The sequence below is a fragment of the Caballeronia sp. GAWG1-5s-s genome, assembly GCF_023631445.1.
Classification (GTDB): Bacteria; Pseudomonadota; Gammaproteobacteria; order Burkholderiales; family Burkholderiaceae; genus Caballeronia.
Window position 1 is genome coordinate 130,251 of record NZ_JALQDC010000012.1, and the last position, 22,137, is coordinate 152,387.

Consider the following 22,137-nt stretch of genomic DNA (forward strand, 5'->3'; position numbering starts at 1 on the left):
GGCCTTGTCGGCCTGCATGTTCATGCGGACGTTCGTCGATGCAGCGTATATAGTCGGCCATTAGCTCGGCGCTCTATTGCGCGAGAAGCGGCGGGACGCATCTAGCCTGTGCTATCTGGAAGAGCTGGCCGCAAAGCTCGCCGATAGACCCAGCGCGGACGACACCGCGTCGATGCAGCAACGCGCGAACATGTCGAAGACGGACGGGGTTCTCACGCACGCGAAGTCGAAACTTCTCGGACTCGTCGCGCAGACCATGTCGAACAAGTGCATAGCGCTCACGCTGAACTTCACGCTGGAAACGGTGAAACTGAACCTGCCCAATAACTTCGCGAAGCTGGGCGTATCGAGCCGTTACGACGCGATGGTCTGGGCGCGTAATGAGGGGCTGGCTGATTCATTAGGTGTCGCTGACGGCATGTCGTTTGAGACACGTTATGTCCCGGTCGTTCCTATAATGAGGCGATAACGCCTCAAGGAACTGCCCCATGACCTCCAGTCTCGACGAAGCCATTCTCCGCGTGCTGCCGACGGAGCGGGACGCCGTCTCGTGGCTCTCGACGCCCGAGGTGCGCCGCCGGCTCGAAGAGCGCGGGCATCGCGTCGGCTACACGAAAAAGGTGCAGCGCCATCTCACCGCATTGGAAGCGGAGTCGCGCGTTATTTCCAGCATCAACGGCCGCGAGTTGCTGTGGCAGCGCAAGCCGTGGCTGCACGGCCTTCAGGAAGGCGTCGGTTTGATGAGTGCGTCGGAGGCCGTCGCGTTTCATATTCTTCAGCGCTTCGCGGGCAACAAACTGCCGGCAGCGGTGACGCAAGACATCGATCCGCTGTTCAAGGCGGCGGAAGCGCGGCTGTCGCAGGAAAAAGCGGACAGCCGCATGTATCGCGCGTGGGCCGACAAAATTGATTCCGTGGATGGCGCCTTCACGCTGATTCGCCCGAAGTTGCGGCCGGAAATCTTCAACACGGTGGCGACCGCGACGTTCTTCGAGCGCGAATTGCTCGTGCAGTATCGCGCCGCGTACCGCAGCGAAAGCAAGGAAAAGAGCGATGCGCCGAAGACGAAGCGCCTCTGGCCGCTCGCGCTCGTCGAATCGGCGGGCGTCATGTACATGGTCGCGCAGGACCCGCGCCGCGCGCCTCCGGCCGGCGAAGGCGAGCCGGAATCGGCGCGCGCGCTGTATCGGCTGGACCGCATCCGGTCGGTGACGGAGTCCGGCGAATCGTTCAGCTATCCGGCGGACTTCCGGCTGCGCAAATACATCGAGACGCAGCAGGCGTTCGACTTTCTGCCTGAACCGGCGGTGAAGCTGGAGCTTGCGTTCGAAGGCAGCGCGGGCAATCAGTTGCGCGAATCGCCGATGTCGAAGGATCAACAGATCGACACCCTGCCCGACGGCCGCATGAAAGTGACCGGCACCGTCACGCCAAGCCTCAAGCTGCGCTGGTGGCTGCGCGCGCTCGGCGCGGGCGTCGAGATTCTTGCGCCCCAAGCGTTGCGCGACGAGTTCGCGCAGGACTATCTGAAGCTCGCGAACCGCTATCGGCATGCAACAGCAAGCGCGCACGCAGGAGAAGCGGCATGAGCGACGAAGCGCTCATTGAGCAAGCCGCTGCGTGGATCGCCGACGCCGATGGCCTCCTGATTACCGCAGGCGCGGGCATGGGCGTCGATTCGGGCCTGCCTGACTTTCGCGGCCCGGAAGGCTTCTGGCGCGCGTATCCGGCGTTGCGGCATCACGGCTTCTCGTTCGAAGACATGGCCAATCCCGACGGCTTCATTCGGCATCCGCGTCTTGCGTGGGGCTTCTACGGGCATCGGCTGGCGCTGTATCGCGCGACGCAGCCGCACGAAGGCTTCGACGTGCTGCGGCACTGGGGCGCGCGCATGCGTCACGGCGCGTTCGTTTTCACGAGCAATGTCGATGGTCAATTCCAGCGCGCCGGTTTCGCGGCCGAGCGCGTCGCGCAGTGCCACGGCGCCATCCATGCGATGCAGTGCATCGACGCCTGCACGAACGACATCTGGCCCGCCGACGCGTTCGAGCCGGTCGTCGACGAAAGCCGCTGCGAACTCGTTAACGCGTTGCCGCTTTGCCCGCATTGCGGTCGTGTCGCGCGTCCGAACATTCTGATGTTCGGTGACTGGAACTGGATCGACAGGCAATCCGCGCATGAGGAACGGCGACTCGCGGCTTGGCTTGGAAGCGTCGAACGGCTTGTCGTCGTGGAACTGGGCGCGGGCCGCGCGCTGCCGACGGTGCGGCGCTTCAGCGAACGGCACGGCCCGCGCGTCGTGCGCATCAATCCGCGCGAGCACGGCATTGCGCCGGGCGTGGGCGTGGGCATCGCGGGCGGCGCGAAGGACACGCTGCTGCGGCTCGATCGCGCGCTGAACGGCTGATGCCGCCTCGCGCTTCAGCCCATGTACCGAACGTTGACCTGCGGCCCGAACACTTCGCGCACCATGCCTACCAGATGATCGTGGTGGCTCAGAAAAATCACCTGCGTGCGCCTGGCGATCTGCGCGAGCACGCGCAGGCCGGCGCGGGCGCGGCCATCGTCGAAATTGATGAACAGGTCGTCCGCGACGAACGGCAGCGCCGATGCCTTCTCGCCATGCTCCTCCAGCGCCGCGAGCCGCAGCGAGAGGAAAAGCTGATCGCGCGTGCCCTCGCTCATTCCGCCGATTTCGACATGCGCGCCGTTCGTCGCGCGCACGGCAGCGAGCGCCATCGGCTGGCGGTCGTAATCGACGACGAGCCGCGAAAACGCCCCGAGCGTCAATTCCGCGAAGATGGCGCTCGCACGCGAAAGCATCGGGCCCTGGCGGCGCTCGCGATAACGGTCGATGGCCCACTTCAGCAGCGTCGATGCCGTCTCCACCTTGATGAAGCGCTCGGCGGCGTCGGCCATGGCGGCGAGCGCTTCCTGACGCTTCGCCTCGGCGCGCGCCGCGTTGGCTTCGCCTGAAATCGCCTTCAGTTCGCGTTCGGCGGCGTCGAGTTCGGCGGCCAGCGCTGTCGACACTTTCACCGATTCGTTGAGCGCGCTGCTCGTCAGCGATAGTTGCGCCTGCACGTCCGCGATGTCCGCGCCGTCCACTTCCGCGATCAACGCGGCGAGCGCGAGTCCGTCGCCGCCTTTGATGAACGCGTCGCGCGCCTCGTTCACGGCGGCGGTCAGGTCGCGCTTGCGTTGCGACTCGGCGATGCGCGCGGCCAGCAGTTCCGGGGTATCCACGCCCGCGAGTTCGTAGAGCGGGCGCAAAGTCGCGCGGGCTTCGTCGAGCGCAGCCTTCGCGGCGCTCGCTTGCTCGTTGGCGGTTGCCAATTCCTTGCGGATTCGCTGCGCTTCGCCGCGCGCCGCGCACGCGCTCTCCAGCCGCGACGACAGTTCCGCCGAAATGCCGCTTGCTTCGAGCGAGGCAAGCTCACGGTCGATGTGCGTGGCGAGCCGCGCCGCGTCCGCTTGGAACGCCGCGAGCGACGCGCGCATCGGTTCGATCTGTTGCGAGCGAATGGCGTCGATCTGCGCGATTTGATCGCCGATCTTCTTTACGATGCCGATGGCCGTTTCCGCCGCCGCCTGCGACTCCGCCGCGACCGCGAGGCCCGCGCGGCCGACCGCTGCCGACCATTGGCGCTGCCACTGCTCGAACGCGTCGCGGGCGGTCTTCGCGGCGCGTTGACGCGCGATGCTCTCGGCACGCGCTGCGTCCAGTTGCTCGCTCACGTGACGCCGCGTGACCGCAGCCTCGTCGATGGCGCTGATATGGCGCTCGGCGATGTCGCATAGCGCGTCGAGATCGGCGGACGGATCGGCAGTTACGCCCGCCTGCGCGAGTTGCCGCGCGAGTTCGGCGCGACGCGAGTCTGCATCGGCGGATTCGCGTGACAGTTCTTCGGTGTAGCGGTCGAGCGTCTGCGATGCGGCAAGCGCCTGATCGCGGCGCGCGAGCCACGACGGCGCGTCGTCGAGCGCCATCTCCGCGATCTGCGATTGGGCGGCCAGCGCGGCCCACGCGGCGTCGAATTCAGCGAGCGCCGTCGCGGCATCGCGCGCGGCCTGCTCGCGACGCCCGACGGTTTCCTGTTCCACCGCGACGCGCCGCTTCAGCGCGACGAGCTGCGTCGCCTGACCGACCGAGCCGAGTTGACGATCCGCGAGCCCGTCGGCGGCGTGCATCGCCGTTTCGAAGCACGGCGCGGCTGTCGCGAGCGGCGTCTCGCCCGCGCGGATCGCGTGCCACGCGGCGTTGCGCGCGTCGCGTGCCTCGCGGACATCGGCGGCCGTCACGACATCGTGTGTCTGCACGAAATCGCCGAGTTCGGTTTGCGTCGCGTGCAGCGCGTCTTGCGCTTCCTTCAGCCGTTCGTCGGCCATCGCGAGCCGCGACGCCAGCGCCTGCCGTTCGTCGCGGAGCACCGCGATGCGCTCGGCGGCCGGCAGCGTCATCGCGCGCAGTTCGGGCAGCGGCCGCGTCCACTTGCCGAGCGACGCGAGCGCCGCCTGCAAGGCGTGGTCGGCTTCGCGGCGGGCATCGTCGAGGCGGCGTTGCGTCGTCGCGGTATCGCGAGACTTCTGCGCCGCCCGCAGCGCCACGCGCAAGCCGGGCGCGACGTCGCAATCGGACAGCGCGGCGAGCCGCGTCTGCAACGCCGCGATCTGCTCCACGCTCTCGTGCGCCGCGCGCTCGGCGTTCCGGGCCGCGAGTTCCAGTTCGCCGCGATCCAGCATCAGGCTAGACACGGTCTGCAGCACGAGCGGTCCGGGCAGCGACTGCCGCGCGCTTGCTTCGTCCTGCGCCCAGCCGAGTTGCGCGCAATCCTGCGCAATCTGCCGCACGCGCACGGCGACTTCCTGCTCGAGTCGCGCGATCTCGTTCGCGTGATTCGCGCATTGATGCCGCGTCCCTTCGAGCGCGCGAATGTCCGCTTCGACCGTGAGCAGCGCCTGATCGATGCGAATCTCGCTCAAGTCCTTCTGCAACTGCTCGACATCGCGAGCGTGCAGATCGAGCGCGGTCTGCGCCGACGCCAGCCGCGTGAGCGCGTTCTGAAGCGTCGCCTCGGCGTTGGCGGGCAGATCGGCGGTATCGCCGAGCGCGTCGAGTTCGGCCGACTTTGCGCGCCAGACGTTGAGATACGGCGCGGCGCGGCGGATGCGTTCGAGCTTCGCGCGCATGACTTCGAGTTCCGCGCGACGCGCTTCCTGCTCGCGGCTGCGCTCCTGCGCCTCCTCCACCGCGCCGTGCGCCCGACGCCACTGCGCCGTCCGCACGCTCGCCGCCTTCAGTTCGGCGGTGGCTTCTTCGTAATGCTTTAGCGCGACGTAGTACGCCCGCTCGCCCGACTTGCGCTTGGCCCAAAGGCTGTCGGCTTCGTCGGCGAGACGCTGGCGCACCTCGCCCAGACTCGCGATGCCCGCCGCCGACTGAAACAGCACCTGCCCGACATCGCTCGATGCGTCGAGAATGCTCTGGCCGCCGCGAATCAGCGCGGTATGGTCGAGGCAGTACATCTGCTCGAAGAAGCTCTTGTCGGCGGTGCCGAGGAACGGGGCGAGCGCATCGGCGGCGAGCGGGTCGCCGTTCGGCGTCGTGAGCGGCGACTTGCGGCTCTTCGTGCGATGAAACGCGAGCGCCGCGCCGTCTTTCTCCAGCTTAGCGCCCAGCCGCAGATCGCTTTGCGGATGCAGGAACGCGAGCGACGAGCTATGCGGCATGCCGAAAAGCAGTTCGGAAATGGCCGTCTTGATGGTGGATTTGCCCGCCTCGTTCGGGCCGACGACGAAATGGAAATCGTGGTCCGCCAGCGGAAACTCGACGGCGTGATCCGTGAATTTGCCGAAGCGGATGAGATCGAGCTGGCTGATGCGCATCCCGTTACTCCGCGTCCGCGAGTTGCGCAATCAGGCCGGAGCGCGCTTCGCTCACGAGCTTTGCCAGTTCGCCGTCGCGCACGTAGTCGAGTTCGGGCACAGACTTCTGCAAGTCGCTCGGCGCTTGCGTCGCGAGCGTGATGAGCCTGTCTTTGAGCATGGCGAGAAATTCGGGATCGGATTCGGCTTCGACCAGAAGCGCGTGAAGATCGGCGAGCGCGTCGCCGCCATCGGCAAGATCCGCTGCCGTGCGTTCGCGCGTGATCGGCTGCGTCGCGACTTTCACCTTTTCGAGCCACAAGCGGTCATGGCTGATCGCCGCGATCTGGGCGAGCACTTCGGCGCGTAGCTGCTTCTCGTTGGCGAAGAGTTCGCCGTGCGCCTTAGTCGCGCCGGTGATGCTCACGCGCACCGCGTGCGGCACGGGGCGCTCGGCCGCATCCACGAGCGCCTCCAGCGCACGGCCGGCCGCGCGGGCGACCTCATCGAGCGTGTCGAGGCCGGAAGCATCGACATTCACGGCTTCCCAGCGCAATACGTCGATAAATAGCCGCTCGACGCTGACGTCCTCCGCCTCGGACACGCTGACCAGCACCGCGCCGCGCCGGCCCGTCTCGCGAATGGTGCGTCCCTGCGAGTTGCCCGGAAACACGATGGTCGATGCTTCCTGCCAGATCGCGAACTCATGCACGTGACCGAGCGCCCAGTAGTGATACTCGCGCGCATGCAGTTCGGCGACCGTGCACGGCGCGTAGCTCGCGTGCATCGCCGCGCCTTCGAGCGCCGTGTGCAGCACGCCGATATTGAAATAACCGTCGACAGGCGGCGGATACGCGGTCACGAGATTCGTCGTCACCGCCTTGTCCTTGAAGCTGTGGCCGTGCAGCGCGACCTTCAGCGCGTCGATGCGATATGTCTGCGGCTTCTTCGTCGAAAACGTGTGGACGTTGTCCGGCAACTGAAGCTGGCTCGTCATTTCGCTTTCGGCGTCGTGATTGCCGTAGAGCAGATACACCGGAATGCCCGCGCGCCGCAGCTTGCCCATCTCCTTGCAGAAGAAGATGCCGGTGTTGTGATCGCGCCAGGTGCCGTCGTACAGGTCGCCCGCGATGACCATGAAGTCCACCTGCTCGTCGATGGCGACCGACACGAGCTTCGAGAACGCCTCGCGCGTGGCGTTGCGCAGCATGTCGGCGGGCGCGTCGGCGTAGGCGGAAAGCCCGTGCAGCGGGCTGTCGAGATGGATATCGGCCGCGTGAATGAAGCGCATGGCGCTGTCTCCTTTGAATGAGTGGTCGCGCTTCTCGCGTGTTCGAACGACGATGCTTGCAGACGTTCGGGACATTTCGCGTCTCGTTCGACTCAGTGCTTCGCCGCGCTCAAGAGACGCGAAATGTCCCGACAGGCACGCAGAATTCGTCAACGTCAACACGCAGCGAGGTAACCCGATGACCAGTCCCTACACCGCTCATAACGTCGACGCCGCGATCGTGCATCTTGAGCGCGTCTTGTCGGCGGAAGGCGCGAATTCGCTATTCGGCCAGACTTACTGGCGCAAGCGCGTGCAGCAGGTCAGCGCGACGCGCGGCTTGCAGCGCGATCAGCGCATGAGGCTCGACCGGTTGATGAAACTGCTCGCCACCGACGCATGCGAGGCCACATGCCAATGACGAACCGACGAATCAACTGCGCTCGAGAGCCTGCGCCAGCGCGACGAACTCCGCCACCGGCACTTCTTCGGCGCGACGCGCGAGATCGAAACCGAGCGCATCGAAATCGACCTTGTCGCGATACGCCGCGAGATTGTTGCGCAGGACCTTGCGACGCTGCGCGAACGCGGCCTTGACGACATCGCTCAACACGGTTTCATTGACGGCCGGCAGTTCATGCGGCGCGAACGGAATCATGCGCACGATCGCGGAGTTCACCTTCGGCGGCGGCTGGAACGATTCGGGCGGCACGTCGATCAGCTTGTCCATCACGTAGCGGTATTGCAGCATCACCGACAAACGCCCGTATTCCTTGCTCGCGGGCTCGGCGATCATGCGCTCGACCACTTCGTCCTGAAGCATGAAGTGCTGGTCGATGACCTTCGGCGCGAACGTCGTCAGATGGAACAGCAGCGGACTCGAAATGTTGTACGGCAGATTGCCGACGATGCGCAGCGACGGCTTGTCGTCCCCGAGCGCGAGCGTGCCGAAATCGAACTCGAGCGCGTCCGCCGAATGCACGACGAGCCGCTCGCCGAAGCGCTTCTCCAGCCGCCCGATCAGGTCGCGGTCCAGTTCAACGGCGTGCAGCGGCGACTCGGGCGTGGCGAGGCGCTCGATCAACGGCTCGGTGAGCGCCGCGAGCCCCGGCCCGATTTCGACCATGCGCTCGCCACGCTGCGGCGCAATGGCGTCGACGATGGAATCGATCACGCCCTGATCGACGAGAAAGTTCTGGCCGAAGCGTTTGCGCGCCAGATGGCCCTGGTGTCGTGTGGACATACGTTTTCTTGATTGCGCTCAGGCGCTGCGTTTATGGCGCGCCATGGTCACGGCGGCGTCGATGGCGGCGATCATGCTGCCGGGGTCCGCGCGGCCTGTGCCCGCGAGATCGAGCGCCGTTCCGTGATCGACGGAGGTGCGGATGATCGGCAGGCCGAGCGTCACGTTGATGCCTTCGCCGAACGTCGCGTATTTCAGCACGGGCAGGCCCTGATCGTGGAACATGGCGAGCACGCAGTCGGCGTCTTTCAGATAGCGCGGCTGGAACAGGGTGTCGGCGGGATACGGGCCGGGCGCGTCGATGCCGAGCGCGCGGGCGCGTTCGAGCGCGGGCGCGATCACATCGATTTCCTCGCGGCCCAGATAGCCGTTTTCGCCCGCGTGCGGATTGAGACCGGTCACGAGAATGCGCGGCGCGGCGAGCCCGAAATGCGCGCGCAGATCGTGGTCGATGATGCGCAACGTCTGGACGATACCGTCGATGCTCAACGCAGCCGATACGTCCTTCAGCGGCAAATGCGTGGTCGCGAGCGCGACGCGCAACGGCCGCTCGCCGCTGCCCGCGAGCATCATCACGACGCGCGGCGTATGCGTGCGCTCCGCGAGATATTCGGTGTGGCCCGTGAAGGGCACGCCGGAATCGTTGATCGTGCTCTTTTGCAGCGGCGCGGTGACGACGGCATCGAAACGGCCCGCCATTGCGCCGTCGATGGCGGCATCGAGCAGATCGAGCACGTAGCGCCCGTTTGCCGCGTCCAGCTTGCCGGCTTCGGCGGGCGCCGCGAGCGCGTGATGTTCGATGTCAATGAGGTCGCCGTTCGTGGGCCAGGCAGCGCCCGAGCGCGCTTCAAGCAACGCGCGGTCGCCGAGCGCGACAAAGCGCACCGATGGCCAGCGCGCGTGCGCCTGAGCGAGCGCCGCAGCCGTCAGTTCCGGACCGACGCCAGCCGGTTCGCCGGTCGTAATGGCGACGGTAAGCGGCCTGTCCGGATGCGCGGCGGTGCTCATGCGGCTTACTGCTGCGCCTCTTGCGCAGCGATGCCCTTGTACTGCACGTACGCCGTGTCGCGCAGTTCGCGCAGCCAGTCGGAGTACGCCTGCTCGGCCTTGCGCTGACCGATTGCCTGACGCGCGATGTCGAGCTGCTGCGTGGCGGTCCCTTCCGCATCGCGGCGGCCGAGCACCTGAATCAGGTGATAGCCGTATTCGCTGCGCACCGGATCGCTCACCGCGCCGTCCTGCAGGTTGTTCATGGCGCGTTCGAATTCGGGCACGGTTTCGCCGGGGCTGATCCAGCCGAGATCGCCGCCTTGCGAGGCCGAGCCGTCCTGCGAATACGTGCGCGCGAAGTTGGCGAAGTCGCCGCCCGCGGCCACTTGCTGCTTGATATCGAGCAGCTTCTGGCGCGCGCTCGCTTCCGACATGCCGTCCGACACGCGCAGCAGAATGTGGCGCACATGCGTCTGCACGAGCTTCGGCGCATCGGCCGCGGTGCCCTCGCTCGCGCGACGGTCCACCAGCTTCACAATCTCGAAGCCGCCGTCGGTGCGCAGGAGCGTCGGCACGACCTGCCCCGGACGCAGCCCCGACACCGCCGAGACGATGCCCGCCGGCAGCGTCCCCGGCGCGCGAAAGCCGAGGTCGCCGCCCTTGCTGGCGTCGGTATCTTGCGAATTCTGCTTGGCGAGCTTCGCGAAGTCTTCGCCGGCCTGCGCCTGCTTGAGCACGGCGTCGGCCTTCGCCTGCACGGCCGCGACCTCCGAATCCGGCGCGTTCGACGCGAGCTTGAACATGATGTGCTGCAGATGCAGGTCGCTCGCGTTGCGCGCGCCCGGCCCGCGCTGGCTGGCGATGTAGTTCGCCACTTCGCCGTCCGACACGGTGATCTTGCTGTCGACTTCCTTCTCGCGCAGCTTTGAGAGCGTGAGTTCGGTGCGCGCGTCGCGCATGAAGGTCGCCCACGGCACGCCTTGCGCCTCGATGCGCGAGCGGTAGACGTCGAGCGTCATTTGGTTCTGCTGCGCGAGGCGTTGCAGCGTACGGTTGACGGTGGCGTCGTCGATCACGATGCCGTCCTCTTTCGCCTTCTGGAGCTGGATGCGTTCGAGGACCATCTGGTCGAGCACCTGCCGGCGCATCTGTTCGATGGGCGGCACAGGCGCGTTCTGCTGCTTGAGCCGCTGCACGATCAGGCTCGTGCGCTCTTCCAGCTCGCGCTGCGTGATGACGCCGTCGTTCACCACCGCGACGACGGAATCCGCCACCTGCACATTCGGGTTCGACAACGCCTGCGCACCGGCCGGCGAACTCACCATCAGCGCCGCTGTCAGCGCGCCCGCGGCCATCGCCGTCGATCGAAACAGTTTCATGTTTGCCACAGATACTCCATCAAATCCTGACTTGACCCATTCGTGCGCTGTGCGCTTCTTTGGCGTTGTGGTACGGCTTGTCACTCGTAGTCGCTGAAGCGGGCGAGCGGCGGAGCGGACGGCGGCGGCGGCTGATAGCCCTGAACGCTCGCGCGGAACGCGCTGACGAGACCGTTGTCGACCTTCGACAAACCCTTGAACGTGATCTGCGCAAGCACGCGCGTACCCGACGAAGGCTGGCCGCTCGTGTTCACGCCGTTGGCGTAACGCTGCGCGCCGAAGCCGAGCGCCCAGCAGTCGGCATCGTACTGGAAGCCCACCAGGCCGTCGACGAGCCGGTGGCCGGCAAGATCATAATTGACACGCGCGACGGCATAGAGACGGTTCGTCAGCGGCCATTCGCCGGACACCAGCAACTGGTTGATCGGCTCGTTGACGAGCGTGGTCTGGTTCGAGCGCGTGTACCGGTAGCCGACGTTGATGACCTTGCGGTCCGCCGGACTGAACGCGAAGCCGACGCTCGTGCGCACGAGCTGGTTATTGTCGACATTATATTGGAACGCAGTTTCCGAAGCGAAACCAGCGCCCAGCTTGATGGCCGCGCCGGCGATCAGGTCCGAGTGCTTGGCCTCGTTAATCGGCTGGTCCTGGCTGATCGTGACGCGCTGGCTCGTGAAATAGTATTGCTGCGCGATCACGAAACGCGCGCGCTCGTCGCCCGTCGCCGGGTTGATGAAGCGCGTGGTCAGCCCGGCCGTCAGGCGGTTCGCATCCGCGATGCGGTCGTTACCGACGAACGTGTTCGGCGTGTAGATTTCCGCGAGCCCGAAGTCGGCTTCGGCGGTATCGAAGATCGGCGCGAAGTTCTGATTGCGGTACGGCGTGTAGACGTAATAGAGCCGCGGCTCGAGCGTCTGAATGTAGTCCTGCCCGAAGAGCCGCACGGAACGGTCGAACACGAGCCCCGTATCGAGACTGACCGTGGGAATCGACTCGGTGAAGTTCTTCGGCTGCCCGGCCGGCGTCAGCGGCTGGCCCGGAATCGGGCCGGTCGCGATGTGGCTCAGGTCGTACGACGCGAAGTGCCACTGAACCTTCGGCGTGAAGAAATAGCCCGGCGCGTTGATCCCGTAGCTCACGTACGGGTTCAGATACATGCGCTGACCGTCGGTCGCGCCTTCCTGCGTGATCGTGAAGCGCGTGAAGTCCGCTTCCGCGCCGTAATCGAAGCCGCCGACGTTGTACTTGTTGTACTGCACGTTCAACTGCGGCTCGCGCGCATACGGCGGAATCGACGGCTGCAGCGTCTGCCAGCGTTGCTCGCGGGCGAGCACGGACCACGGCCCGTTGTTGTACGTGAGCCCGGCTTCCTGCTGATACAGCAACTGCGTGCCGTTCAGGAACTGATTCGACGCGTTGCCCAGGTCTTCCGGATACTGATCGTCCGAGACCTTGTTGTAATTGACGTAGCCGCCAAAGCCGCCGCCGAAGTTCTGCCGATGCTGCCAGAAGATCGCATAACGGTTGGTGTGCGTTTCGCGGTCGTTCGGCAGATAGTCGACCGTGAGCGAGCCCGAGTACGTCGGCGACAGGTAGCGATAATTCGCTTCGCCGAGCACGCCGCGCCGCGACATGATGCGCGGCGTGACGGTCAGATCGCGATTCGGCGCGATGTTGAAGTAGTACGGGATCGTCGCTTCGAAGCCCGTCGTCGAACTGAGCGAGAACGTCGGCGGCAACAGGCCGCTGCGGCGGTCGCCCGTCAGCGGGAACGAGAGCCACGGGCTCGCGAACACAGGCACGCCCTGGAAGAACAGCACGCCGTTATGCGCGATGCCTTCTTCCGAGCCGGTATCGAAATCGAACGACGAGCCCTTGATGTACCACGCCGGATTCGTGTCGCATTGGCACGCGGTGTAGGTGCCGTGATCGACGCGCGCGCGCTCGTTGTCGATCAGATCGATGCGCTCCGCGCTGCCCGAGCCGCCCGTCAGATTGAAGTGGTACTTCGGGTTCGTCATGAACCCTTCGTTCGAATCCACCTTCAGATGCGCTTCCGGGCCGACGAACGACACGCCGTTGTTGATGAGCCTGACATGGCCGAAAGCATCGGCCATGTCCGTGTCCTGGTCGTAATGCAGCGCGTCGGCCTTGATGACCGTGACCGTGCGGCGCACTTCGGCCGAGCCTTTCGCCGCCATGTCCTCGTCGGACGTGCCGGTGGCCTTGTCGCCGAGCAGGAAGGTCGTGGGCTGCTGACCGCTCTTGAGCGGCCGTTCCTGCAACTGCGGCGCGAGACGCAGGCTGCCGGGACCGTCGATCGGCTGCGCGTCGGCGGCCGGACCGGCGAGCTGCGCATGCGCGAGAGCGGGCATCAGGCCCGGTACGGAAAGCAGCGCGGCGACGAGCCGCCGCCGGCGTGGCTGTGCGTCGCCTTGAATCTTCGATGCGGGAAACTGTCGTGGCGGCATGTATGGGTGGCGGTTCGATCCCGTTCGCGTCGGACGCGCTCGATGCCGCCAAGTGAGCGGCCGCGGTTCGCCCGCATCATTGCCGGAGTGAATTCGACGGTCCGTGGCTAGGCAGGGACGACACCCGATCGAACGATGACGCGGCACGGTCGTCGGCGCCTGGCGCCAGGCGCGAACAGATAGCTCAAGGATCGCTTAAAAAAGTCGTGGGGTATTATATGGCAAGATGTTTTGCCTCTCGAATTTATGACGCACAATCCCGCCGACACCCGCTTCGAGCAACTCCGTTCCTGGCTTCAGACTTTCGCCGAAACGTATCGGCTGAATCTGGACAGCCTCGCCCCTGCCTCCGCCGACGCCAGTTTCCGCCGCTATTTCCGTCTCGACTGCGAATCCGAGCACGGCAAGACGCTGATCGCCGTCGACGCTCCGCCGCCGGAGAAATGCCGCGAGTTCGTGCAGGTCGCGGGCCTGCTGGAGGCGGCGAACGTGCATGTGCCGAAGGTCCTGCAAACGGATTTCGACGCGGGCTTCATGCTCGTCACCGATCTCGGCACGACCACGTATATGTTCGTGCTCGACGAGAAGAACGCGCGGCCCTTGATGCGCGCGGCCATCGACAGCCTGATCCGCTTCCAGAAGACGGCGCGCGAGGGCGTGCTGCCGCCGTTCGACGAAGCGTTCCTGCGCCGCGAGATGGAACTGATGCCCGAGTGGTTCATCGGCCGCCATCTGGGCCGCGAAGTGACGGCGGGCGAACGCAAGACGCTCGACGACACGTTCACGCTGCTCGCACAAAGCGCGCTCGCGCAGCCGCAGACCTTCATGCTGCGCGATTTCATGCCGCGTAATCTGATGGTGAGCGAGCCGAACCCCGGCGTGCTGGATTTTCAGGACGCGGTGTACGGGCCGATCACCTACGACATCGCCTCGCTCATGCGCGACGCGTTCATCAGCTGGGACGAGGAATTTCAGCTGGATTGCATCGCGTATTACTGGGAGCGCGCGAAGAAGGCGGGACTGGATGTCGATCTAGACTTCGGCGAGTTCTACCGTCAACTCGAATGGATGGGCCTGCAACGGCACATCAAGGTGCTCGGTCTTTTCGCGCGCATTCACTATCGGGACGGCAAGTCACACTATTTGGCGGATCTGCCGCGTTTCATCGGTTATGCGCGTAAGGTCGCGGAGCGTTATGCGCCGCTGTGGCCGTTCGCGCGCCTGCTCGATTCACTCGAAGGCCGCGCCGTCGAAGTCGGCTACACGTTCTGATCCCCCATTCCCGCATGACCCAACACCTGAAGACGGCGATGATCTTCGCCGCCGGCCGCGGCGAGCGCATGCGCCCGCTCACCGACACGTGCCCGAAGCCGCTGCTCGAAGCGGGCGGCAAGCCGCTCATCGTCTGGCAGATCGAGCGGCTCGCGGCGGCGGGCGTCGAGACTATCGTCATTAATCACGCGTGGCTCGGCGCGCAGATCGAAGCGGCGCTTGGCGACGGATCGCGTTGGGGCGTCGAGTTGCGCTTCTCGCCCGAGGGCGAGGCGCTCGAAACGGCGGGCGGCATCGCGAAGGCGTTGCCGTTGATCGGCGAAGGCCTATTCATCGCGGTGAGCGGCGACGTGTTCTGCGATTTCGACTACGCGACGCTGCGGGAACGCGCTGACGAACTCCGGCGCAGCGAACAGCCGGGCCTGCATCTCGTGATGACGCCGAATCCGCCGTTTCACCCGAGGGGCGACTTCGCGCTAATCGACGCCAAGCTCGCGCTCGATGGCTCGCCGCGCTACACGTTCGGCAACATCGGTCTCTACGACACGCGCATGTTCCGCGATCTCGCGCCCGGCACGCGGCGCGCACTGACGCCCTACTATCGCGAAACCATCTCGCAGGGACGCGCGACCGGTGAACTGTACGAAGGCCGCTGGGAGAACGTCGGCACGCCGGAGCAGCTTCAGTCGCTGGACCGGGAACTGCGGACGGCCTGAGCGCCCCCGGAATGGGACGCATCCGATGGTAAAATGCGCGGTTCTTCCGTCTTTTCCCTGCAGCCGCACGCCGCTGCCGACACGTCACCATGTCCGATACCCGCCCCGATACCCTCTTTGCGCTCACCGCGCTTTCGCCGCTCGACGGCCGCTACGCCGCCAAAACCGAAGCCCTGCGCGACTGGCTTTCCGAAGCGGCTTTCATGCGCCATCGCGTGACGGTCGAAATTCATTGGCTGATCGCGCTGTCGCGTGCGGGTTTCGCCGAAGTGCCGCGCTTCTCCGAAGCCGCCGAACAGTTTCTGCTGGGCCTCGTCAGCCGCTTCACGGCGCACGATGCGGCGCGCATCAAGGATATCGAACGCGTCACGAATCATGACGTGAAGGCGGTCGAATACTGGCTGAAAGAGTCCGTCAAGGGCCAGCCGGAACTGGAGCGCGCAAGCGAGTTCATCCATTTCGCTTGCACGTCGGAAGACATCAACAACACGTCGCACGGTCTGATGCTCGCGGGCGCTCGCGAACACGTGATCCTGCCCGCGCTGCGGTCGGTGCATGAGCGGCTCGTCAAGCTCGCGCACACGCACGCCGAACAGCCGATGCTCTCGCGCACGCACGGCCAGCCCGCCAGCCCGACGACGCTCGGCAAGGAAATCGCGAACGTCGCGGCGCGCCTGTCGCGTGCTATCGAGCGTATCGCGCATGTGCCGCTGCTCGGCAAGATGAACGGCGCGGTCGGCAACTACAACGCGCATCTGTCCGCGTATCCGGAGTTCGACTGGGAAGCGTTTTCAAAGGATGTCGTCGAGAACCGGCTGAAGCTGACGTTCAATCCGTACACGATCCAGATCGAACCGCACGATTACATGGCCGAACTGTTCGACGCCGTCGCGCGCGCGAATACGATCCTGCTGGACCTCGACCGTGACGTCTGGGGCTACATCTCGCTCGGCTACTTCAAGCAGCGCACGAAGGCGGGCGAAATCGGTTCGTCGACGATGCCGCACAAGGTCAATCCGATCGACTTCGAGAACTCGGAAGGCAATCTCGGTCTCGCGAACGCGACGCTGCGCCACCTCGCCGACAAGCTGCCGATCTCGCGCTGGCAGCGCGATCTCACCGATTCGACCGTGCTGCGCAACATCGGCGTCGCGTTCGGCTATTCGCTGCTCGCGTATGACGCGCTGATCCGCGGGCTCGACAAGCTCGAAGTGAACGCCGCGCGCCTAAACGAAGACCTCGACAACTGCTGGGAAGTGCTCGCGGAGCCGGTGCAGACCGTGATGCGCCGTTACGGCATCGAGAATCCGTACGAGCAACTGAAGGAACTGACGCGCGGCAAAGGCATCACGCGCGAGGCGCTGCAAGCGTTCATCGGCGGTCTCGCGATTCCGGCCGACGCGAAGCAATTGCTGCTCGACATGACGCCGGCGTCGTATATCGGCAAGGCGGCGGAACTGGCGAAGCGCATCGCGTAACGCGGCCGCTGCGCAGCAAAAGAAAGCCCCACGCTCTCGCGAGCGCGGGGCTTTCTCTTTACGGCACGATCAGCGCGTTTTGAGCTTCTCGATCACGTCATCGACGATCTGCTCCGGCGTCTTCTCGATGCTCTCGATAATCGCCTCGTCCTCACCAGGTTCTTCGAGCGTGTTGAGCTGGCTCGTGAGCAGCGACGGATCGAAGAAATGCCCGGTGCGCGTTTGCAGGCGCTCCTGCAGCGTCTCGAAGGTACCGTGCAAATAGACGAAACACACGTCCTTGTCGCCGTCGCGCAAGATGTCGCGGTACGAGCGCTTGAGCGACGAACACGTGAACACCGCCGTTTCGCCCGCCCGCTGCTTCTCTTCGATGGCCGCACGTATGGTCTTGAGCCAGGGCCAGCGGTCCTCGTCGGTCAGAGGAATGCCGTGGTGCATCTTTTCCTTGTTGGCGGCGCTGTGAAAGGCGTCGCCGTCCGTGAACGGACAGTGCAGGCGCTCCGCCAGCAATTCGCCGATTCGGGTCTTGCCGGCGCCCGACACGCCCATCGCGATGAGAATCATCTAAAGCTCCTTACACGACCGCCGCGAGTGCGAGGGTCAAACCGAGTCCCATCAGGGAAATGATGGTTTCCAGCAACGACCAGGTCTTGAACGTCTGTCCGACCGTCATCCCGAAATATTCTTTGATCAGCCAGAAGCCGCCATCGTTCACATGCGAGAAGATGAGCGAGCCCGAGCCCGTGGCCAGCACCAGCAATTCGGGCGTGACATGCCCGCCCGCTGCCGCCGCGACCGGTGCGACGATGCCGCACGCGGTCGTCATGGCAACTGTAGCCGAACCCGTCGCGAGACGAATGAGTGCAGCGACGAACCAGCCGAGCAACAGCGGCGACAGGTTCGCCGACGACGCCGTGGAAACGATCTGCTGCGAGATGCCGCTATCGCGCAGAACCTGGCCGAAACCGCCGCCCGCGCCCACGATCAGCGTAATGCCCGCGATAGGAGCAAGACACTCGCCGCAGAACTTCTGAATCTGCTCGCGATTGAAGCCCTGTTTCGCGCCGAAAGTCCAGAAGCTGACCAGCACGGCAATCAAGAGCGCCATGTCCGACTGACCGATGAAGCGCAGCAAATTGTTCGGCAAGGTCTTCGGCGCGAAGATCAGATCGGCCCAGCTTCCGACCAGCATTAGAATGACCGGCAGCAAAATGGTGAACAACGTGATGCCGAAGCTCGGCAGGTCACGCTTCTTCTCGGTGTCGCCATGCTTTTGCGTGAACTGATCGGCGAGCGCGTTGGCATCCGGCAGCTTGACGTACTTGTGGATCAAGAGCGCGAAAAGCGGACCGGCGACGATCGCGGTCGGCACGCCGACGATCAGGCCGTACGCGATGGTCTTGCCGATATCCGCGTGGTACGCCTGCACGGCGAGCAGCGCGGCCGGGTGCGGCGGAATCAGACCGTGCACGACAGAAAGACCTGCGACCATCGGCAGGCCGATCAGCAACAGTGACTTGCCGGTTCGTCTCGCGACGTTGAACGCGATGGGAATAAGCAGCACGAAACCGACTTCGAAGAAGACCGGCAAGCCGACGATGATCGCGACGACCATCATCGCCCAGTGAATGTTCTTCTCGCCGAAGAGATTAATGAGCGTATTCGCGATGCGCTCGGCGCCGCCGGATTCGGCCATCATCTTGCCGAGCATGGTCCCGAGACCGACCACGACCGCAATATGGCCGAGCGTATTGCCGTTGCCCGTTTCGAACGACTTGACGATTTTGTCCATCGGCATGCCGACCGCGAGGGCCAGCAACACGGACACAATCATGAGCACCAGAAATGGGTAAACCTTGAAACGGGCGATCATCAGGATCAGAACCGCGATCGCGATCACCGCGTAGAGCAGCAACATGCTCCCGTGGACGGCTGGCATAACGCCTCCTTGATTTTGTTGAGATTATTTGCGCTGCCCGTGCGTTTGCCGTCGCTGCCCTGCTTCGTCGGGCAATGTCCGGCAAGCGCACGCACGGCGCGGACGAACCGAATTCTACTGGTAAGCGAGGATTGCGTCGTCAGAGGCGAGCCGACGCAATGTTGCGTTTGTGGAACGTCGCCTTGCTCTCCTTCGCGACGTTCGGGAGATGGCCATGTTCTCGAGCGCCAGGGTGGACCTTGATATGCAGTTTATTCAACAAGTGCGTGCACGAGACGTCCAGGGATCTGCTCGATAAGCCTCGTCGCAGGCGAGCATGGGAGTAGTTGACGTTTTGACGGCCTAACGTTCGGCGATGTGGACGCCCATAAACAAAAACCGACGCTCGGAGGAGGGTCGGTTCTTTGCGATAGGTTCTGCGGCTAAGCAGCAGATTCGGCCGCTTTGCGTGGTTCGCCGAACGGCGAACATCGAAACGCGGAAAATCTGCCTCCGCAAGGGCAGCAGGCACTCGGCCGGCCGCAGACAAGGTCCAGTTCCGCAACGGCGCTGAACCTTGTTCTATTACAGCGGCGACTTTCATCAACGCATTGACCAGGGAAACAGCGCCTGCGGTTCGGCTCTTGTCACGCGGATTCAAAGCCCGAGCCCGTCGCAGTCGATCGCCGAAAAAGGCCCAGACTCTGCACAGCGCTTCAAGACCTCACTTCTGCGGCGCGAGTGTGCTCGCAGCCCGTGCCAGCCGCGTCACCTCCTCCCAATTCTCCGCAGCAATCGCCGCCTTCGGCGTCAGCCAAGATCCCCCGACACAAACGACATTCGGCTGCGCGAGAAACAGCGACGCCGTCTCCGCAGTAATGCCGCCAGTCGGGCAGAACTTCAGATTCGGGAACGGCCCATAAAACGCCTGCAACATCGGAACGCCGCCCGCCTGCTGCGCGGGGAAGAACTTCACGATCTCATAGCCCAGTTCCATCGCGGTAATGATGTCGCTCGGCGTCATCACGCCCGGCAGCAGCGGCAATCCAGCGTCCTGCGCGGCCTTGTGCATGTCTTTCGTCAAGCCCGGCGACACGCCGAACTGTGCGCCGGCCTTCTTCGCCTGCTCGCAATGCTCAGGCTTCGTGATCGTGCCCACGCCGACGACGATGTCCTCCGCGAGTTGGCTCGCGCGTTCGATCGCTCCGATGCCCGCCGCCGTGCGCAACGTGATTTCGAGCACCTTCACGCCGCCCGCATGCAGCGCCCGCGATACGTGTTCGCCCTGCTCGACCGAATCGAATGCGAGCACCGGAATGACCGGGCCCAGACGCACGATTTCGCTTACCGTCTTCATGTGATGCGACTCCTTCTTGTGTGCGGCGACGCTGTCGTCGGACCGCGGGTTTCTGTCAGGTTCGAACTGTGGCTCGATTCGCTAGCGTCCATGCACCATTTGACGATCGGCGTGGCCCGCAGTCGCCGTCGCGCCGCCATCCGTCGACGCGGTCTTCGCGCCGATTAGCGGACCGAACACCGACGCGCCCTCCTCGGCCGGCAACGCCGCGCTGCGGAACACGCCGAACAGTTCGCGCCCGAAGCCGACTTCGTTCTCCGCCTGATTCGCCGGCGCTTCGACTTCGCGCGACGCCCATTCGCGCGCGTCGATCTCGATGTCGAGCACGCCGGCCGGCGCGTCGATCACGAGCATATCGCCGGTGCGCACCTTGCCGAGCGGCCCGTGCAACAGCGCCTCCGGCGACACGTGGATCACGGCGGGCACCTTCCCCGATGCGCCCGACATGCGCCCGTCGGTGACCAGCGCGACATGGAAGCCCTGATCCTGCAACACGCCGAGAAGCGGCGTCAACCGATGCAGTTCCGGCATGCCGTTCGCGCGCGCGCCCTGAAAGCGCACGACCGCGACGAAATCGCGCTTCAGTTCGCCCTTGTCGAACGCTTCCTGCACTTCTTCCTGCGAATTGAAGACGATGGCCGGCGCCTTCACCACGCGATGCTCCGGCGCCACCGCCGAAATCTTGATGACGCCGCGACCGAGCTTGCCCTGCATGAGCCGCAAGCCGCCATCCGGCTGGAACGGCTCGCGAATGCCGCGCAGCACCTTCGTGTCATGACTCTCGGCGGCGCCATCGACCCATTGCAGCTTGCCGTCGATAAGCTTCGGCTCCTTCGTGTAGTGCGACAACCCGCGGCCCGCAACCGTCTGCACGTCTTCGTGCAGCAAGCCGCCTTCCAGCAGATTGCGCACGAGAAACGCCACGCCGCCCGCCGCGTGGAAGTGGTTCACATCGGCCTTGCCGTTCGGGTAGATCTTCGCGAGTAGCGGCACGACTTGCGACAACTCGTCGAAGTCGTTCCAGTCGATCACGATGCCCGCCGCCCGCGCGATTGCCACGAGATGCAACGTGTGATTGGTCGAACCGCCTGTCGCGAGCAGCGCGACGATGCCGTTGACGATCGCCTTCTCATCGACCACATGGCCGATCGGCGTGTAGTTCCCGCGCTCCAGCGTGAGATCGAGCACGCGGCGCGCGGCTTCGGCGGTGAGCGCATCGCGCAGCGGCGTGTGCGGATGCACGAACGCCGCGCTCGGCAGATGCAGGCCCATCACTTCCATCAGCATCTGATTGCTGTTGGCCGTCCCGTAGAACGTGCAGGTGCCGTGACCGTGATACGCGGCGGCCTCCGCTTCGAGCAACGCGTCGCGATTACACTTGCCGGTCGCGAACTCCTGGCGAACCTTCGCCTTCTCGTCGTTGGTGAGGCCGCTCGTCATCGGGCCTGCGGGAACGAAGATGGTCGGCAGATGGCCGAATTGGAGCGCGCCGATGGCCAAGCCCGGCACGATCTTGTCGCAGACGCCGAGGCACAGCGCCGCGTCGAACATGTTGTGCGTGAGCGCGACGGCCGTGCTCATGGCGATGACTTCGCGCGAAAACAGCGACAGCTCCATGCCCGCGTTGCCCTGCGTGATGCCGTCGCACATGGCCGGCACGCCGCCCGCGAATTGCGCGATGCCGCCGTGTTCGCGCGCCGCCTGCTTGATGATGTCCGGAAAGCTCTTGTACGGCGCGTGCGCGGAAAGCATCTCGTTGTACGACGACACGATGCCGATGTTCGGCTCGCGCACCGCCTTGATCGCGATCTTCTCCTGACCTTCGAGTCCGGCGAAACCGTGCGCGAGGTTGGCGCAGGACAGCGCGCCGCGCGCCGGGAACTTGCCGTGCGCCGCGTCGATGCGCGCGAGATACGCCGCGCGCGTGGACTTGCTGCGCTCGATCACGCGGTCGGTGACCTTCTTGAGTTGTGAATGCGGGGAAACCATCGAAGCTCCTTGTCTCACTGCGGCGCGCGTGCCGTCGAGTTGTGGATTGGACAATCGCGAAAACGGCGGCTGCGTCGTTGTTGTATGGCTGGCCGTTTGGCGTCATATTAGTAGAAAAACTACACGGTGACAATGCACTGAATGCGCCCGCCAATTCAGCGAACACCTAAGTCAATGCCTTTACCGATC

The 22,137-nt window shown here is 64.8% G+C and carries 17 protein-coding genes; 7 read left to right on the top strand and 10 right to left on the bottom strand.

Annotation, left to right across the window (positions count from 1 at the left end):
• The first annotated feature begins 76 nt into the window (after positions 1-76).
• The 3 genes from NCR34_RS11505 to NCR34_RS11515 are packed head-to-tail and all read left to right on the top strand — an operon-like array spanning position 77 to position 2,407.
• Positions 77-469, top strand: coding sequence for a LuxR C-terminal-related transcriptional regulator (locus tag NCR34_RS11505; protein ID WP_250499936.1), 393 nt, complete (start codon positions 77-79; stop codon positions 467-469).
• 19 nt (positions 470-488) lie between these two features.
• Positions 489-1,589, top strand: coding sequence for a helix-turn-helix transcriptional regulator (locus NCR34_RS11510; RefSeq protein WP_250499937.1), 1,101 nt, complete (start codon positions 489-491; stop codon positions 1,587-1,589).
• Positions 1,586-2,407, top strand: coding sequence for an SIR2 family NAD-dependent protein deacylase (locus tag NCR34_RS11515; RefSeq protein ID WP_250499938.1), 822 nt, complete (start codon positions 1,586-1,588; stop codon positions 2,405-2,407). Before NCR34_RS11510 ends, NCR34_RS11515 begins: the two co-directional genes overlap by 4 nt.
• 14 nt (positions 2,408-2,421) lie before the next feature.
• Here NCR34_RS11515 and NCR34_RS11520 read toward each other — a convergent pair whose 3' ends face one another.
• Both NCR34_RS11520 and NCR34_RS11525 read right to left on the bottom strand, forming a co-directional pair.
• Positions 2,422-5,886 carry an ATP-binding protein gene (locus NCR34_RS11520; protein WP_250499939.1) on the bottom strand — a complete coding sequence of 1,155 codons (3,465 nt, stop codon included), beginning with the start codon at positions 5,884-5,886 and terminating at the stop codon, positions 2,422-2,424.
• Between the two features lie 4 nt (positions 5,887-5,890).
• Complete coding sequence (locus NCR34_RS11525; protein WP_250499940.1) at positions 5,891-7,156, bottom strand: metallophosphoesterase family protein; 1,266 nt, start codon at positions 7,154-7,156, stop codon at positions 5,891-5,893.
• A 178-nt stretch (positions 7,157-7,334) separates the two neighbouring features.
• Here NCR34_RS11525 and NCR34_RS11530 point away from each other — a divergent pair, with 178 nt between their 5' ends.
• Positions 7,335-7,556 carry a hypothetical protein gene (locus NCR34_RS11530; protein ID WP_175945001.1) on the top strand — a complete coding sequence of 74 codons (222 nt, stop codon included), beginning with the start codon at positions 7,335-7,337 and terminating at the stop codon, positions 7,554-7,556.
• Between the two features lie 12 nt (positions 7,557-7,568).
• Here NCR34_RS11530 and rsmA read toward each other — a convergent pair whose 3' ends face one another.
• From rsmA to NCR34_RS11550, 4 genes are all read right to left on the bottom strand, one after another.
• The gene (rsmA, locus tag NCR34_RS11535; protein WP_250499941.1) at positions 7,569-8,378 is read right to left on the bottom strand and encodes a 16S rRNA (adenine(1518)-N(6)/adenine(1519)-N(6))-dimethyltransferase RsmA; all 810 of its coding nucleotides are present in this window, start codon (positions 8,376-8,378) and stop codon (positions 7,569-7,571) included.
• An 18-nt stretch (positions 8,379-8,396) separates the two neighbouring features.
• A complete protein-coding gene (gene pdxA / locus NCR34_RS11540) occupies positions 8,397-9,386 on the bottom strand; it encodes a 4-hydroxythreonine-4-phosphate dehydrogenase PdxA (RefSeq protein ID WP_250499943.1) in 990 nt (329 codons plus the stop codon).
• Between the two features lie 5 nt (positions 9,387-9,391).
• Entirely contained in the window at positions 9,392-10,756 is a 1,365-nt protein-coding gene (locus NCR34_RS11545; protein WP_502800071.1) for a peptidylprolyl isomerase, read from the bottom strand.
• A gap of 71 nt (positions 10,757-10,827) precedes the next feature.
• Positions 10,828-13,218 (bottom strand): LPS-assembly protein LptD, encoded by a 2,391-nt coding sequence (locus NCR34_RS11550; protein WP_250499946.1) that lies wholly within the window; start codon positions 13,216-13,218, stop codon positions 10,828-10,830.
• A 246-nt stretch (positions 13,219-13,464) separates the two neighbouring features.
• Here NCR34_RS11550 and NCR34_RS11555 point away from each other — a divergent pair, with 246 nt between their 5' ends.
• The 3 genes from NCR34_RS11555 (at position 13,465) to purB (ending at position 16,684) form a co-directional block, all read left to right on the top strand.
• Positions 13,465-14,490, top strand: a complete 1,026-nt coding sequence (locus NCR34_RS11555) for an aminoglycoside phosphotransferase family protein (RefSeq protein WP_250499948.1) — start codon at positions 13,465-13,467, stop codon at positions 14,488-14,490.
• A 14-nt stretch (positions 14,491-14,504) separates the two neighbouring features.
• A complete protein-coding gene (gene murU / locus NCR34_RS11560; RefSeq protein ID WP_250499950.1) occupies positions 14,505-15,206 on the top strand; it encodes an N-acetylmuramate alpha-1-phosphate uridylyltransferase MurU in 702 nt (233 codons plus the stop codon).
• An 89-nt stretch (positions 15,207-15,295) separates the two neighbouring features.
• Positions 15,296-16,684, top strand: a complete 1,389-nt coding sequence (gene purB / locus NCR34_RS11565) for an adenylosuccinate lyase (protein ID WP_175945015.1) — start codon at positions 15,296-15,298, stop codon at positions 16,682-16,684.
• 69 nt (positions 16,685-16,753) lie between these two features.
• Here purB and NCR34_RS11570 read toward each other — a convergent pair whose 3' ends face one another.
• The 4 genes from NCR34_RS11570 to edd form a co-directional block, all read right to left on the bottom strand.
• Complete coding sequence (locus NCR34_RS11570) at positions 16,754-17,248, bottom strand: gluconokinase (protein ID WP_175945018.1); 495 nt, start codon at positions 17,246-17,248, stop codon at positions 16,754-16,756.
• A gap of 10 nt (positions 17,249-17,258) precedes the next feature.
• The gene (locus NCR34_RS11575) at positions 17,259-18,623 is read right to left on the bottom strand and encodes a GntP family permease (RefSeq protein ID WP_250499951.1); all 1,365 of its coding nucleotides are present in this window, start codon (positions 18,621-18,623) and stop codon (positions 17,259-17,261) included.
• Between the two features lie 703 nt (positions 18,624-19,326).
• The gene (gene eda / locus NCR34_RS11580; RefSeq protein ID WP_250499952.1) at positions 19,327-19,959 is read right to left on the bottom strand and encodes a bifunctional 4-hydroxy-2-oxoglutarate aldolase/2-dehydro-3-deoxy-phosphogluconate aldolase; all 633 of its coding nucleotides are present in this window, start codon (positions 19,957-19,959) and stop codon (positions 19,327-19,329) included.
• An 81-nt stretch (positions 19,960-20,040) separates the two neighbouring features.
• Positions 20,041-21,948: a phosphogluconate dehydratase gene (gene edd, locus NCR34_RS11585; protein ID WP_250499953.1), complete on the bottom strand. Its 1,908-nt coding sequence runs from the start codon at positions 21,946-21,948 to the stop codon at positions 20,041-20,043.
• Positions 21,949-22,137: the final 189 nt, after the last annotated feature.

Coding starts and splice junctions, on each gene's coding strand:
- pdxA (WP_250499943.1), bottom strand. CDS start 9,386: ATGAGCACCGCCGCGCATCCGGACAGGCCGCTTACCGTCGCCATTACG.
- eda (WP_250499952.1), bottom strand. CDS start 19,959: ATGAAGACGGTAAGCGAAATCGTGCGTCTGGGCCCGGTCATTCCGGTG.
- purB (WP_175945015.1), top strand. CDS start 15,296: ATGTCCGATACCCGCCCCGATACCCTCTTTGCGCTCACCGCGCTTTCG.
- NCR34_RS11570 (WP_175945018.1), bottom strand. CDS start 17,248: ATGATTCTCATCGCGATGGGCGTGTCGGGCGCCGGCAAGACCCGAATC.
- NCR34_RS11575 (WP_250499951.1), bottom strand. CDS start 18,623: ATGCCAGCCGTCCACGGGAGCATGTTGCTGCTCTACGCGGTGATCGCG.
- rsmA (WP_250499941.1), bottom strand. CDS start 8,378: ATGTCCACACGACACCAGGGCCATCTGGCGCGCAAACGCTTCGGCCAG.
- NCR34_RS11555 (WP_250499948.1), top strand. CDS start 13,465: ATGACGCACAATCCCGCCGACACCCGCTTCGAGCAACTCCGTTCCTGG.
- edd (WP_250499953.1), bottom strand. CDS start 21,948: ATGGTTTCCCCGCATTCACAACTCAAGAAGGTCACCGACCGCGTGATC.
- NCR34_RS11525 (WP_250499940.1), bottom strand. CDS start 7,156: ATGCGCTTCATTCACGCGGCCGATATCCATCTCGACAGCCCGCTGCAC.
- murU (WP_250499950.1), top strand. CDS start 14,505: ATGACCCAACACCTGAAGACGGCGATGATCTTCGCCGCCGGCCGCGGC.
- NCR34_RS11550 (WP_250499946.1), bottom strand. CDS start 13,218: ATGCCGCCACGACAGTTTCCCGCATCGAAGATTCAAGGCGACGCACAG.
- NCR34_RS11520 (WP_250499939.1), bottom strand. CDS start 5,886: ATGCGCATCAGCCAGCTCGATCTCATCCGCTTCGGCAAATTCACGGAT.
- NCR34_RS11510 (WP_250499937.1), top strand. CDS start 489: ATGACCTCCAGTCTCGACGAAGCCATTCTCCGCGTGCTGCCGACGGAG.
- NCR34_RS11515 (WP_250499938.1), top strand. CDS start 1,586: ATGAGCGACGAAGCGCTCATTGAGCAAGCCGCTGCGTGGATCGCCGAC.
- NCR34_RS11530 (WP_175945001.1), top strand. CDS start 7,335: ATGACCAGTCCCTACACCGCTCATAACGTCGACGCCGCGATCGTGCAT.